The organism is Flavobacterium rarum (SeqCode) (assembly GCF_965234445.1).
Taxonomy (GTDB): domain Bacteria; phylum Bacteroidota; class Bacteroidia; order Flavobacteriales; family Flavobacteriaceae; genus Flavobacterium; species Flavobacterium rarum.
This window is the reverse complement of sequence record NZ_OZ248490.1, coordinates 159,504-173,292: the sequence shown is the minus strand read 5'-3', so window position 1 is coordinate 173,292 and position 13,789 is coordinate 159,504. Positions and strand designations below refer to the sequence as shown.

The 13,789-nt window shown below is 36.0% G+C and carries 10 protein-coding genes; 4 read left to right on the top strand and 6 right to left on the bottom strand.

The genetic code is table 11. The annotated features are described in order from the left end of the window. Positions 1-5: 5 nt before the first annotated feature. On the bottom strand, positions 6-581 hold the full coding sequence (locus AC8GF4_RS08895; RefSeq protein ID WP_506593989.1) for a DUF1801 domain-containing protein: 576 nt from the start codon (positions 579-581) through the stop codon (positions 6-8). Positions 582-680: 99 nt separating this feature from the next. Continuing rightward, on the bottom strand, positions 681-1,406 hold the full coding sequence (locus AC8GF4_RS08890; protein ID WP_506593987.1) for a DUF4386 domain-containing protein: 726 nt from the start codon (positions 1,404-1,406) through the stop codon (positions 681-683). Positions 1,407-2,012: 606 nt separating this feature from the next. Between AC8GF4_RS08890 and AC8GF4_RS08885 the strand changes: the two genes are divergently transcribed. Together AC8GF4_RS08885 and AC8GF4_RS08880 are read left to right on the top strand one after the other, a co-directional pair. After that, positions 2,013-2,669: an NAD(P)H-dependent oxidoreductase gene (locus tag AC8GF4_RS08885; protein WP_506593985.1), complete on the top strand. Its 657-nt coding sequence runs from the start codon at positions 2,013-2,015 to the stop codon at positions 2,667-2,669. Between the two features lie 495 nt (positions 2,670-3,164). Then, complete coding sequence (locus AC8GF4_RS08880) at positions 3,165-4,280, top strand: alkene reductase (RefSeq protein ID WP_506593983.1); 1,116 nt, start codon at positions 3,165-3,167, stop codon at positions 4,278-4,280. A 478-nt stretch (positions 4,281-4,758) separates the two neighbouring features. Here AC8GF4_RS08880 and AC8GF4_RS08875 read toward each other — a convergent pair whose 3' ends face one another. Further along, positions 4,759-5,025, bottom strand: coding sequence for a hypothetical protein (locus AC8GF4_RS08875; RefSeq protein ID WP_506593981.1), 267 nt, complete (start codon positions 5,023-5,025; stop codon positions 4,759-4,761). Positions 5,026-5,439: 414 nt separating this feature from the next. Here AC8GF4_RS08875 and AC8GF4_RS08870 point away from each other — a divergent pair, with 414 nt between their 5' ends. Next, positions 5,440-6,453, top strand: a complete 1,014-nt coding sequence (locus AC8GF4_RS08870) for an LLM class flavin-dependent oxidoreductase (protein WP_506594412.1) — start codon at positions 5,440-5,442, stop codon at positions 6,451-6,453. 210 nt (positions 6,454-6,663) lie between these two features. Here the strand turns inward: AC8GF4_RS08870 and AC8GF4_RS08865 are convergent, their stop codons facing one another. Next, positions 6,664-7,512 carry a L,D-transpeptidase gene (locus tag AC8GF4_RS08865; protein WP_506593979.1) on the bottom strand — a complete coding sequence of 283 codons (849 nt, stop codon included), beginning with the start codon at positions 7,510-7,512 and terminating at the stop codon, positions 6,664-6,666. Positions 7,513-7,659: 147 nt separating this feature from the next. Between AC8GF4_RS08865 and AC8GF4_RS08860 the strand changes: the two genes are divergently transcribed. Next, complete coding sequence (locus tag AC8GF4_RS08860) at positions 7,660-9,414, top strand: ABC transporter ATP-binding protein (RefSeq protein WP_506593978.1); 1,755 nt, start codon at positions 7,660-7,662, stop codon at positions 9,412-9,414. Between the two features lie 577 nt (positions 9,415-9,991). Here AC8GF4_RS08860 and AC8GF4_RS08855 read toward each other — a convergent pair. Both AC8GF4_RS08855 and AC8GF4_RS08850 read right to left on the bottom strand, forming a co-directional pair. Then, positions 9,992-10,861: a DUF808 domain-containing protein gene (locus AC8GF4_RS08855; protein ID WP_506593976.1), complete on the bottom strand. Its 870-nt coding sequence runs from the start codon at positions 10,859-10,861 to the stop codon at positions 9,992-9,994. Positions 10,862-12,319: 1,458 nt separating this feature from the next. Next, positions 12,320-13,759, bottom strand: coding sequence for an FAD-dependent oxidoreductase (locus AC8GF4_RS08850; RefSeq protein ID WP_506593974.1), 1,440 nt, complete (start codon positions 13,757-13,759; stop codon positions 12,320-12,322). Positions 13,760-13,789 lie beyond the last annotated feature (30 nt).

Sequence of the window (13,789 nt, the reverse complement as noted above, 5' to 3'; positions counted from 1 at the left end):
TCCTTTTATTTCAGCCTTTCTAATTGTCCTTTTCTTTTCAGTATGTTTTTATAGTCCCATTGAATGTCTCTTGATTTTTTCAGCCAGCGTTTTAAATCATTCACTTCAATTTCGGAAATAGTAGGGTAGAATATGGACGCATCTTTAAATTTTTGACCTTTTACGTTTAAAGACTCCTCATCAAAGTCAGCACCACTCCAAAACATCAGTCGCAAACCTGCTTTTTGTTTGCTGTAACCAACAATTGGATTACCGTCTAAAAACCAAACAGGGTGGGCGTGCCAAATTTTGCTTTCGGCTTCGGTTAGTTCGTTGTCAATGATTGTAGCAAGCTGGTCGCAAATATCTTTGTCGCCTGAGGCTTGTTTTTCGTTGTATGCTTTAATTTCTGTGTTCATTTCTTTCTCGATTATGTTGTGGTTTAGTTTACATTCCTCGCCAATACAAAATATTGAAGTTGTAACCATCCGGATCAGCAAAACCAAAGTATAGTCTTTTTCATAATCTTGTGGTTCTGAGATGATGGTTCCGCCTGCCGATTTCACTTTTTCAGCCCAATTATTTACTACATCTCTATACATTTTATCTTAGTATGCGGAGCAGAGTCATTTTATAAAAGAATGATTTTTGTTGTTTTTACATATAAAATTGAATTAGCTTATTGTTTTAAAATAGTGCTTTTATATATTTTTAGTAACTAAATTTTTCCAGATGGGCAGGTTTACTCCTTTGAAAATGAGCCATAAACTAAATGATAATTCTGCAATTAGGCAGGGCATTAGCAATACGATACTTGAAAGTGGTGGCACTAAGAGAAGTGCAAAACTATTTGTAAGGTAACATATTCCAGCAATTGACATTAGAACTCCAATAGTTTTGGGGAAATAATTGGATTTAAAGAGGAGATACCCTTCGATAAGACACACAAAACCAAAAAAGATTAACCCAATTCCAAAACCAAAATCATGTAGTTTAATGGAAAGATAAGATAAAGTGTGCAGTTGGTCAGGGCTAAATGATTTTAAGTAGTCAGCATCGTCTAAGAAGAACAATGCGGCCAAAAGATTTAATTTGTTGGCCACCAAAACAGCGGTTTGTATTAAATTAAACGATAAGTTAAGTAACGCCAATTTTTCACTAATAGTTCTGAGTAGGTAATACAGAATTATCATTACCGGCAAATCACAAATATGCATAATCAAATCAACGCTAATACCCGTTCTCCATAGCAATTCAGAATTTATAATATTGTTAGCAGTAGCGGTAGCATCTCCAGAAACGATTAATTTATTGCGAACCAAAAGTTCTCCAAAAATACCTGCTACTATAATTAATAAATATAGTATTCCAGCAATTCTGGCATAAAGTTGAGGTGAGTCTTCGAATTTTTTGAGAGATAGTTTCATATTTGGCAGTTTAGTTCCAGGTATGACGTTTACTATTTGATATTGTTACTAGTGTTTTTTATTAAATAATCGTAATATCGTTAAGCAGCTCTATTCAATGGATAATTTGAATTGATTTTTTTTGTGGTACTAATAACCAATTGTAAAAGTTTTGCTGAAAAACTAAATATCTACTCTAACCCTGATGGGAGCAGATATCCTTTTATCTTGTCCTTTGCTAGGCAAAAGATATATCGGACGGCTGATGTGCCTTTGTTTTTGATAGGCGCGCCTATCATTTAGGTAGTCTTTTGAGGTTGTAGTCACTTGTTTGTATAAATTCAAAAAAGCAACCCGTTATAGAGTTGCTTTTTATCGTGAGATTAATTCTTATAGATAATTAGCGGAGCACGCAAAGACTTTGATTTTGGAATTGTATTTCATGCTCAGCGTGTGTGACGAAGTCGGGAAACTTCAACGAGTGGAGTTAGAAAATATCTTGGATTTGGATATTTTCAACCTACTTGAATGAATTTGATTTGCAAAATCGAAAATTATTTTGATTAAAAAAAATAGGCGTTATTAATAAGATCTTTTTATCTTTATAGTACTAAAAATCAACTTACTATGAATAAACAAGAAATACTAGATGCTTTTCAATTTCGTCATGCTTGCAAAGAATTTGATTCTAACAAAATCATTACCAAAGACGATTTTGAGTTTATTTTAGAAACCGCTCGTTTATCACCTAGCTCTTTTGGATTCGAACCTTGGCATTTTGTGGTGGTACAAGACAAAAACTTGAGAGAACTACTCAAACAAAATGCTTGGGGAGCTCCCAAAAAATTAGATACAGCAAGTCATTTTGTCCTCGGATTGACGATGAAAGCACCTTTGACTAAATGGGACAGCGAATACATTGCTAGTTTTATGAAAGACGTGCAACAACTTCCTGAAGAAACCATCAAAAGTAAAAGTAAATTCTTTGAGGATTTTCAAAAATCAGATTTTGATTTGAACAACGAAAGGCACTTATTCGACTGGGCCACCAAACAAAATTATATTGCATTGGGGAATATGATGACAGCAGCTGCCATGATTGGTATTGACTCGTGCCCTATCGAAGGCTTCAACCAAACCTTATCAGAAGTAATCCTAGCCGAACATTTTGGCATCGAAACCACCCAATACGGTTTAGCCTACATGGTTGCTTTTGGCTACCGCGTCATCGACCCTAGACCCAAAACGAGAAGGCCAATTGAAGAAGTTGTGACTTGGAAGTAGTTTGTATGCTTTAGGCCAATGTCATAAAGTTAAGCTTTTTTTCTCTCCAAAACGCAAAGTCGCAAAGTTTAAAGCTGATTTATTTGCGTCTTCGCGTTTTTCCAGATTTATATTTTGAAAAAGCGTAGTTAGAAATCCTTAAACTTAATGATATTAGACAATAGGCAGAAAGTAGTCTAACTTTTAAATGAATAAACGATTAAACAATTAACTAACTGACCATGAATTTAAAAAAAATAATCCTCTGCGCACTTTTAACCGTGTTATTCATCTACATAGTTTCAGTAGTGGTTTTACTAATAGCTAGCAGTGGCCCAAATAACCAATGGCAAGCTTTTGACCCCTTTTACCAACACGATATATGGTTGTTTGTATTTGTATGGTCTCTAGGGAAATGGGGCTATGCGCTAATGGTAGTACTGTGGTTTATCATTTTTGTAGCCATGTACCAAATCGCCAATAAAAACTTTTTTATAAACGAATAAAGATACAATTATGAACTTACCTCATTTATTTTCTACGTATAATTTTGGCGCTTTAAAGCTCAAAAACCGTTTTCTAATGGCGCCAATGACACGTTCTAGAGCCTCACAACCTGGTGATGTGCCCAATGCATTAATGGCAGAATATTATGCGCAACGCACCTCGGCAGGCATCATTATCACTGAGGCTACGCAAGTGTCTCTCCAAGGTATGGGCTACGCCAAAACACCAGGCATTTACATGTCCGAACAAATCGAAGGTTGGAAATTGACTACCCAAGCAGTACACCAAGCCAATTGCATCATTTTCCTCCAATTGTGGCATGTCGGACGCGTGAGTAGTGCACAAATCAATAGATTACAACCTCTAGCTCCTTCGGCGATAACCGCTCAAAATACCAATGTGTACCTATTTGATGGTGCGCCGAATGGCGATGCTACTTTTGTGCCTGTAGATACCCCCAAAGCCATGACGCAAGTCGACATTGACCAAGCAATTGCCGAATTTGTACAAGGTGCCCAAAACGCTATAGCAGCTGGTTTTGACGGCGTAGAAATTCATGGTGCTAATGGCTACTTGATTGACCAGTTTTTGAGAAGCAACAGCAACCAACGCACCGATTCCTATGGTGGAAGCCAAGAAAATCGCATCCGTTTCTTGATGGAAACCACCACAGCCGTTGCCCAAGCCATTGGAAAAGAAAAAACAGGCGTTCGCTTGTCGCCTTTTATCAGTTTCAAAGACATGAACGATCCCGAAATCATGGATACTATTGCCCTTGCTGCAAAACAGTTGAATGACCTAGATATTGCTTACATCCATTTGTCGGAAGCGGATTGGGACGATGCACCACAAATTCCGAGAGACTTTCGAATCCAACTCCGAAACGATTTTAAAAACACTATTATCGCCACGGGCAACAAAACCCCCGCCGAAGGAGAGCAATTATTAGCCGAGAAACTCGTGGACTTAATTGGTTTTGGTCGCAACTTCTTAACCAATCCTGATTATCCCCAACGCCTACACCTAGACGCCCCACTAAATCCCATCAGCGATACCCACACCCTTTTTGGCGGTGGCAGTAACCGAGGCTACACCGATTATCCTTTTTGGGAGCAGGCCGACTAAGGAACGAAAGTATATCCCTTCCCGTTATCCGTTATTTCTTTTTGCCACTCCCGAGGCTTCTGGATGGGCAAAAAGGATACCAATATTCCTGTAGCTATTCAGCAACAATAATGTAGGCTTTTGAGGTAGTAGTCACTGGATTGTGTGAACTCAAAAAAGCAACCCGTTATAGTGTTGCTTTTGATAGTGCTATTCATTCCGCTCTGCGAAGTCTCCCGACTTCGAATTTTTTTAAATATTCTTTTAATACGAAAACCTAATAAAAGTCTACCGAATTTTTTGGTTAACATCTTATAAATTCAAATCGTTTGCTGATAAATCGAAACGTAACCACTTTAAGCAAAAAAGACTACAGAATAAACAAACTTTTACTTTGCAGTTTTTGTAATACAAACAGTTCTAATAATATTCACATTAAAAGTCGGGAAACTTTTGACAGATTTGCGGATTACAAGAACTTTAAAAAAAAACGCAAAAGTCATGAGACTTTGCGGAGCGGATTTTTATAGTTTTCTTTTAATGTTTCTCTAAATATCCCAGAATGGAAAAGTAATTCCCAATCATTGTCTGTTTTGCCAGTCCAGTCACTCAAAACTAAAGCAGAATTTGATCTATAAATAGCTCCTGGTTCAGAAAACTTTTGGGAATCTAATGTCAATACTTTATTCAATCTGTTTGATGTATGCTTGAACTCTAGTAAAGTTAAAAAAAAGTCATCGAGAAATTTTTTATAGTTATTAATCATAGTTTTGAAGTTAGTAAAGAATGTTAAAAACAACTTATTTGTTTGCGGAACAATTTAGTACATCGATTTGTGATTTAATAATGTTGCTTTGTGATTGTAGTAAATGTATGTATTTAATTTAAAAAATAAATCTTAATAATGACAAGTCAGCATATTTTCAACTGAAAAACTAAATAGGTTGTCTAGCCCCGATAGCAGTGAAAATCTCCCGATTTAGGAAAACAAGGCTTTTTTGCCGTAGTTTTTCTTTATCGGGAATTGAAGCGGATAGCGGGACAACTGTTGATGAAATAACATATACTTCTGCTTCCAAATTATTAGAAAAAAACTCTTTTAAATATTATAATTGAATTAACATCTCGTTCTAAATTCCATGAGCGGTAAAGCCTAAATTTGTGGAAATTTGAAATGAATATGAAAACCCCAATTCCGATTTCCATACTAGAACTTGCGATAATTGCGCAGGATAGCGATGCTAGCGAAACGATGCAAAAGACCAAAGAGTTGGCTCAACTTGCTGATGGTTTGGGCTACAAACGATTCTGGTTGGCCGAACACCATAATATGGCGCATGTTGCGAGTACTGCAACGGTGGTTTTGATTGGCTTTATTGCGAGCCAGACGCAACAGATACGCGTGGGATCGGGCGGGATAATGTTGCCGAATCATTCGCCTTTGATTATCGCCGAGCAGTTTGGGACATTGGGAATTTTGTATCCTGACCGAATTGACCTTGGTTTAGGAAGAGCTCCTGGTACCGATTCCTTAACGGCGCAAGCTATAAGACCTGATTTTTTTGCCGAATCGCAACGATTTCCGAAGAATGTGTCGGCTTTGCAGGACTATTTTTCGGAAGGGAATGCTACGGCAAAAGTCCGCGCTTTTCCGGCGGAAGGAACCAATGTCCCAATTTGGATTTTGGGTTCGAGCATGGATAGTGCCACATTGGCTGCGACGTATGGATTGCCGTATGCTTTTGCGGGACATTTTGCACCCAAACAAATGTTGCAGGCTTTTGAGTTTTATTGCGAAAATTTTAAACCATCAGCATATTTAGATCAACCCAAAACAATGGCTTGCGTGAATGTTATTGCTGCCGATACAGATTCTGAAGCCGAAGTTTTATCGACGAGTTTGTATCAAATGTTCTTGAATTTAATTCAAAATACTAGAAAACCGTTGCAGCCTCCAGTGGCTTCCTTGACCAATCTTATGAATGACATGAGCGAAGATGCTCGTTTTCATGTCAACCAAATGACGGCTGGTTCCTTTATTGGCAGTAAGGAAACGTTGACTAAAGAATTGAAAGAATTTGTAAAATATTCCAAGGTTGATGAGCTGATGATTACCAGTCCCATCTTTAATCATCAGGATAAATTGAAGAGTTTGAAGATTACAAAAGAGGTAATTGATTTGGTATTGCTATAGCCCACTCCCGATAATTATCGGGATCAACCGCGGGGAACGTATATCTGAGAATTCTTTTCGAATCTTGATTTTCCTGAATTGTCTCCAACGGTTGAAACCGTTGGTTATAGTATAATTACAAACATGAAAAGTTTGAGGATAGTTGGAATGTTAAAGAAAAATTCTGCGTTTTAGTAAGTTTGTAACCTTCGATTGAAAACAGAAATCTTTTCACTCCTTGATTGGCTGTTTTTCTCTTTTTTTCTGTTCGGATAGAATGCCTTTTAAGTAAGATTTTGTTGCTTGTTCAATTTCGTCTGCCGAAATGTTCAATGCTTTTGGGTTTTGAACCAATTGCAGCCAAGGTTTTGGTTCACCAAAAGGATATGCACCAAAAACAATTACTGGAGTTCCTTTTATGAGTACGTTTTCATCATCCTTTAATATCCATTGGTCTGCCCAATTGTAAAGGTATTTGGCGTCTTTTTCCTGAAGTCGCAAACAGGAATGCGAGGCAGGATAACCCGGCAATTCATATTGATGCCAACCCACTCCTAATTTATTGGCGATGTTGAAGTTCCAACGCAAATCCCACTCATCATTGAAAGTGCTGATTGTTTTTTCGGCTTTCCAATTGGTGTAGAAAAGTCCAGTAGGCGTGGGATCTTTTTTCCGACCCATATTGGTGGGACCGGTGTACATCAAAATGCCATTTTCGTAAGTGGCAAAGGTTTGGGTAGGATAGGAAAAGAAAATAATCTTATTGACGGCTTGCAAATAGGGAACTTCTAAAGGAAACGGAAGATAAAACTCCAAATCACCTGTTAAATCACTTGGAATTAGGATTGAATCCATTTTGGTGATATTGGCTTCGTCAGATCTATTAACTGCAAGAACGATTCGGATTTGTACGCTATTGGTATTCTTTACTAGCCATTCTTTCGATTTTTCGAAATGGAATGAAATGGTTTTGGGTTGTTTTCGGATAATTTTTTTTTGGGGTTCCATTATCTCCTGATGCTGTTGTTTGCATGAACAGAAAAGGACAAGGAGGATTACTATAAATATTGTCTTTTGCATAGCTAATTTCTTTAGTGTAAAAATGAGGATTTTTGCAAAGGAGATTGTTGTATAATAAGGAGGATTTGTTGTTTTATTATTGTGTGAATTTTAAATTTTTGAATGCAATAGTTGTAGTTTTGCATTCTCAATATTTTAAATAAAGCAATGAAAATTTTATATACCTATATTAAAGAACACAAGCAATTATTGTTTTTAGCCTTGTTTTTAGCAGCAATTAACCAATGTTTCTCTTTATGCGATTCCATTATAATCGGTAAGTTACTGAACCAATGCGGTGTTGGAGTGGCTAATTTTAATCATAATTTCCCAGATTTCACCAAAGCAGTTTTGGGTTGGCTTGCGCTGTCATTAGGTGCTGCAATGATGTCCAGAATTGCCAAGAATTTTCAGGATTATTTTACCAATATTATTATTCAGCGCACAGGAGCCAAAATGTATACGGACGGTATTCAGAAAGCGTTGGAATTGCCTTTTCAGGATTTTGAAGACCAACGAAGCGGTGAAACGTTAGGAAAACTTCAGAAAGTAAAAATAGATTGCGAAAAATTCATCACTTTGTCTATTTCATTGGTTTTTCAATCGCTTATCGGAATCACATTTGTCGTGATTTATGCTATTTCCATTGATTGGCTTTTGGGACCAATTTTTTTGGCAACAGTTCCGGTTATTGCCTTTATCAGTTCATTTTTGGGCAAAAAAATCAAGAAAGTATCTAGAGAAATTTTAGGGGAAACTACCGCTTTGGCTGGAGCAACTACTGAATCCTTGCGCAACATTGAGTTGGTGAAAAGTTTAGGTTTGACCGAGCAAGAGGTGAACCGTTTGAACAGCACAACCATAAAAATATTAGGATTGGAACTCAAGAAAGTGCGTTTTATTCGTTCGTTGAGTTTTATTCAAGGGACAACGGTTCATTTTATGAGAACGGCTCTGGTTTTTGCTTTATATATGTTTATTTTTAAAGGAATCATCAAACCGGGAGATTTGATTACGTTGATGTTTTTCTCTTTCTTTTTGTTCAATCCGCTACAGGAATTGGGAAATGTAATTGCCACTTATAACGAAACAAAAGCCTCGATGGATAATTTTGGTGATTTGATGAATGCCAAAAGCGAAGAGAAACCATTGTTCCCAAAAATAATTGGTTTTATCAATAATTTGAGATTTTCAAACATTTCTTTCAAGCATCAAACCGCCACTTCTTATGCGGTCAAAGATATTTCTTTTGAAGCCAAAGCAGGCGAAACCATTGCTTTTGTAGGGCCATCGGGAAGCGGAAAAACGACTTTGGTCAAAATGTTAGTTGGATTGTACACACCCGAAGAAGGCGCTATTTTTTACAACGATATCAACGCCAAAGAAATTGATTTAACCGAATTGCGTCAACAATTGGGTTTTGTAACTCAAGATGCACAATTGTTCTCCGGAACGATAAAAGACAATTTACTGTTTGTGAAACCCAATGCAACCGATGCCGAAATCAATGATGTCTTGCAAAAATCGGCTTGTCAAAATTTATTGGAGCGCGCCGAAAAAGGTTTGGACACGACTATTGGCGAAGGCGGTATAAAAGTATCGGGAGGAGAGAAACAGCGATTGTCGATTGCAAGAGCGTTGTTGAGAAATCCAAGACTGCTTCTATTTGATGAAGCAACATCGGCTCTGGATTCTATCACCGAAGAAGAAATTACGCAAACCATTCGAAGCATATCTTCCAAACAAGATCAAATTACGGTATTGATTGCGCACCGTTTGTCTACCATTATGCATGCCGACAGAATATATGTATTAGAGCAAGGAAATATAATCGAACAAGGGAAACACCAAGATTTACTGGACGAAAAAGGGCTGTATTACGCTATGTGGAGACAACAAATAGGGGAAAGAAAAATTGTATAGTTAATTTTTGGAGCAGAAATATTTGGTGTTTTTTGGGCAACATCTTCCCGCTATTCGTTGCAATCTCCCGATGAAAAATCGGGAGGATTTCCACTTCTATCGGGGCTAAAGGGTGACTATTTTGCATTTTTGTAGTTATTTCGAGAGAAAAAAAATAAAAGCCAAAACCCATTATTATTCGTTATCAGAGCAAACGCATTAAAAATATTTTAAGGTTTTTTACACGAATTACACGAATTACACGAATTTGGATGTCATATTATTTCACGAATCTGCCAAAGGCAGAAAAAATTCGTGTAATTTTATTTTTTAGGCGCTCAAAAATTCGTGTCAACTTTTTTTTATGCGTTTGCCCTGTATTCGTTATTGGGTTTGGCTTTTGTTTTTGCCATTTCCTCCAAGAGTTTTTCTGGAATTGGTCTGCATTGGCAATTTTTTTGTCCTTCTAATGCCATTGGATTCTTTGTTCAAAAGTTGAATTTTCAGGCATTTTGTTGTTTAAATGCCATTCACAATTGATTTTCATAACTAATTACTGTTGAGTTTCGTATGTTAAAAATATCAAGATTGGTGTTTCTTACTTTTTTCCAAACATCTTTTTGAAGAGATTTACAATTCCCAAAACAACTAATCCGAATGCAAGTCCGATGCTAAATTCTTTTACAATAGAAGGTAATTTGGGGAATAAATGATGTAAAAATTCAATATTATGCACAAATATACCACCAGCTACTAACAGTAAAGCAATTGTACCAATAACAGCTAGACTTTTGATGACTTTTGGCAATGCTTGAACCAGAATAGTACCAATAGTTTTTGACAGGCTACGTTCTTTAGTACTCAGTCCAATAAGTTTAAAACCCAGTTCATCCATTCTTACAATTAAAGCTACTATACCATAAACACCAACAGTTGCTATTATGGCTATTATGGAAACAACAACGATCTGAGAGAGAATGGATTCACCAATTACCGTACCTAGCGCAATGATTACAATCTCTACTGATAAAATAAAATCGGTTACTATAGCTGACTTTATTTTTTCTTTTTCTAGTGCCAAAATTTCTTCTTCTGTAAAATTTTCCATTGTGATTTCGGCTGTTGAATGTTCATGAGGAAATAGGTATTCATATATTTTTTCGGCACCTTCATACGCCAAAAAAAGACCGCCAAGCACTAAAATTATTACTATTGCCATTGGGAAAAAGGCGCTTAGCAGAAAGGCTATTGGCAAAATAATTAATTTATTGATAAAGGAGCCTTTTGCAATTGCCCATAAAACGGGAAGTTCTCTGGATGATACAAAACCGGAAGCCTTTTCGGCATTTACGGCTAAATCATCACCCAAAATACCTGCCGTTTTTTTTGCTGCAATTTTACTCATTACGGCAACATCATCCATAATTGCTGCGATATCATCTAATAGTGCGAAAAAACCTGATGCCATTATAATTTGTTTTAAAAATAGAGTTGATTATAGTATTGATTTGCCAAAATTGAATTTAAGCATTTTGTTTACTAATGCTAATCTACTACTTTTTGATTTAATCTAGTAATGAAATTAATTTTGAGGCACTAAATTTATCGTATAACTCCGATTGAGATGGAAATTTTTATCAAATTATGTCTAAGTTTTTAAATTGGATAGATTTTGTAAAATATTGGAAGAAAAGCGGGAGCGAGGTTGATGAAAAAAGAATTTTTTTGCCAATTAATCCTAGATCTCGAATGCAACAACTGAGTTAACCCAGATTCCGCATTAGAAATCTACTGCATCTGAATTCTTCTGCAAAACCAAGAACTTTTTTCACGCTTTTATATTTTACATTGGAGTTCAAGATACGCTTCGCTTGATTCTCCCATTTTTAAATTCAAAATACAAAAGTATTGCATCTTCAAAAATAGTCCGTGAGCACATGCTTTTATTGAATAATTCAGTTTCGCTACGAAGTCTAATGCGGATTCCGGGTTTATTTTTTCAATTGAATTTGTTCTAAAAAATAAAATTTTAAAAAAAAACTACAAAATAATATGAATTATTATTTTGTAGTTTTTGATTTAAGACCCTTAAAGTAGTGTTAATTCATTGATAATTGTGTTTTAATGTTTGTTGCGGTTTAAAAAATTATGTTGAGTAATCTAGGGTTGTATGTTTAATATCCATTTTACATACTCAAATAAAAAAAACAAAATACCAAAAATCACCTCAAAAGGGAGGGTAATCAGACCAATTATAATGTTAATTGGAAGCTTTTCTTTTCTTTTTAAAATTAATTCCATAATAAGTTCATTTAATTGTTTTGGGGACTTTTTTTAAATTCTAGGTTATTAAATTAGGTTAAATAAATCTTACTTTTTGAGTTTAAAATCAATTGAATTTATACCTTTTGAAGTAAGTTTTGTTTCATCTAATCTAAACTTATTAAAAATTACGATATCTTTCTTAATTTAACTAAAATAATCGATGAAATACACTTTTTTTTATTCTATGAACGAAATAGTCTACGTGAAGTTGTTTAAAATTGTTATTTACCGCTTAATTCAAGAAGTATATGAGTTTTTGAGGAATACATGATTAAAATGTATGGCTTTATTCTATGATTAACAGTTTAAAATTTTAACCATATAGTCGCATCCGCCATTATTCCAAAACATGTGAGATTAGTAGAAAAATTAGGCCAACAAGGTAAATCTCTTACGTCTTGGCTAAAAAGTGATTTTTAGAACACCTCAAAAGTTATTTAAGTGCTGACTTTGAAAAAATATTTTACATCAAAAGAAGGAAATCAGACTACTCAAAATTTTTTTAGAATTAAAATTATAATAATTTCAGATTTAATATAAAATTTTATTAGCTACTATAAACAGGGTTGATTATTTAAGTTATGTTTAGAGATTATAATTTTTAATCATTTTTCTTTAAACATCTTCCTCTTGGTTCATCACCTTCATGAAGTACGATATCAGAATGAAGGAATTCTGCAGCCTCAGCAGAATCTTTCACTTTGGAAGCACTTCGATCTAACATTTCTAATTCAGACTCGATTAATACACTTTCCCTTATTCCATTTTTTCTCCAATTGGATAAAGGTCTGCATCCTCTTGATATCCCTCGAGCCAGTGCAATTGCATCCAACAAGGCTTGATTTGCACCTTGTCCTTTAAACGGGCTCATTGGGTGAGCCGCATCACCAATCAGCGTTACTGACCCTCCTTTTGCCAGTAATTCAGACTGGAGTAATTCACGGTCATATACGGGATATCCAGAAATTTGAGTTTCGAGAGTTGCTCTCAAAATTTGAGGTATTGGGTCGTGCCATTGGGTCCTTAAACAGGCTTCGTTCTTGAGTGCTTGAGGTCCTTGCTCACTCAATTCCTTGGCCTTTTCTTCTGTCATCGGAAAGCTAAGTTGCCACATCACCGAGTCTATTGTGTAAGGCATTATATAAATTCGTTCATTTCCATTTGCGGTTTGAAATACAGTTGCTGAGTCCAATAGTGAACTTTCAAAATTTTCAAGATTTTTCAAAGGACAAATACCCAAAATTACAATACACCCTAGGTAACGCAAAGGAGTTTTATGATCCCCAATCAATAACCTTCTTACAGAACTACGAATTCCATCGGCTCCAACAAGAAGATCTGCTTTGACGATCTTAATCTTTCCGTTCACTAAGAGGCTGAGTTCAATACCTTCATCTTCCTTGAAATCGACTAACTGATGTCCCCACTGTACAGCATCATTTCCATCGAGTTGTTTAAGCAGTGCTAAACGCAATGACTGTCGTGCGATATGAACATTGGTACGTTTCTGAAAAGTTTTTGCTTCAGACTGCATCCACTTTCTGATTCCCCATTCTCCAATAACTTTTCCTTCTGTAGTATGAACAACATGTCTTGTTGATATCACACCATCTTCTAAAGAGAAAACACCCAATGCCTCGATTGCTTTACTCGCTTGTTGCAAAGTGAGGCCATAGCCTTGAGATCGTGCTTCAAAATTTTCATCGCGTTCATAAAGAGTAAAAGGAATCCCTCGGTGTAAACAAGCCACAGCTAGAGCCACTCCACCTATACCTCCACCAATAATAGCAACATGAGGATAGTTTTTTGTATCAGCAATTGGACTATCCGCAGAAGGAAGTAATCCAGAACCGTTACAATTCAAGCAGGTATATAAGTGACCTTTAGGACGTAATGGTATCGTTTCTTTGTTTTTTGTTTTTTCAAATTGTTCCAAGGCCATCTTGTAATGGCGTCTCGCTTTCATACTGAGTCCTCTACTTTTTTTTCCACGTCCTTGACATTCGGGACAAATAGCCCAGCTTGCTGTTGAGTTCCCCACCTTTTCTATTCTTTTTTTTGCTAGATTTAC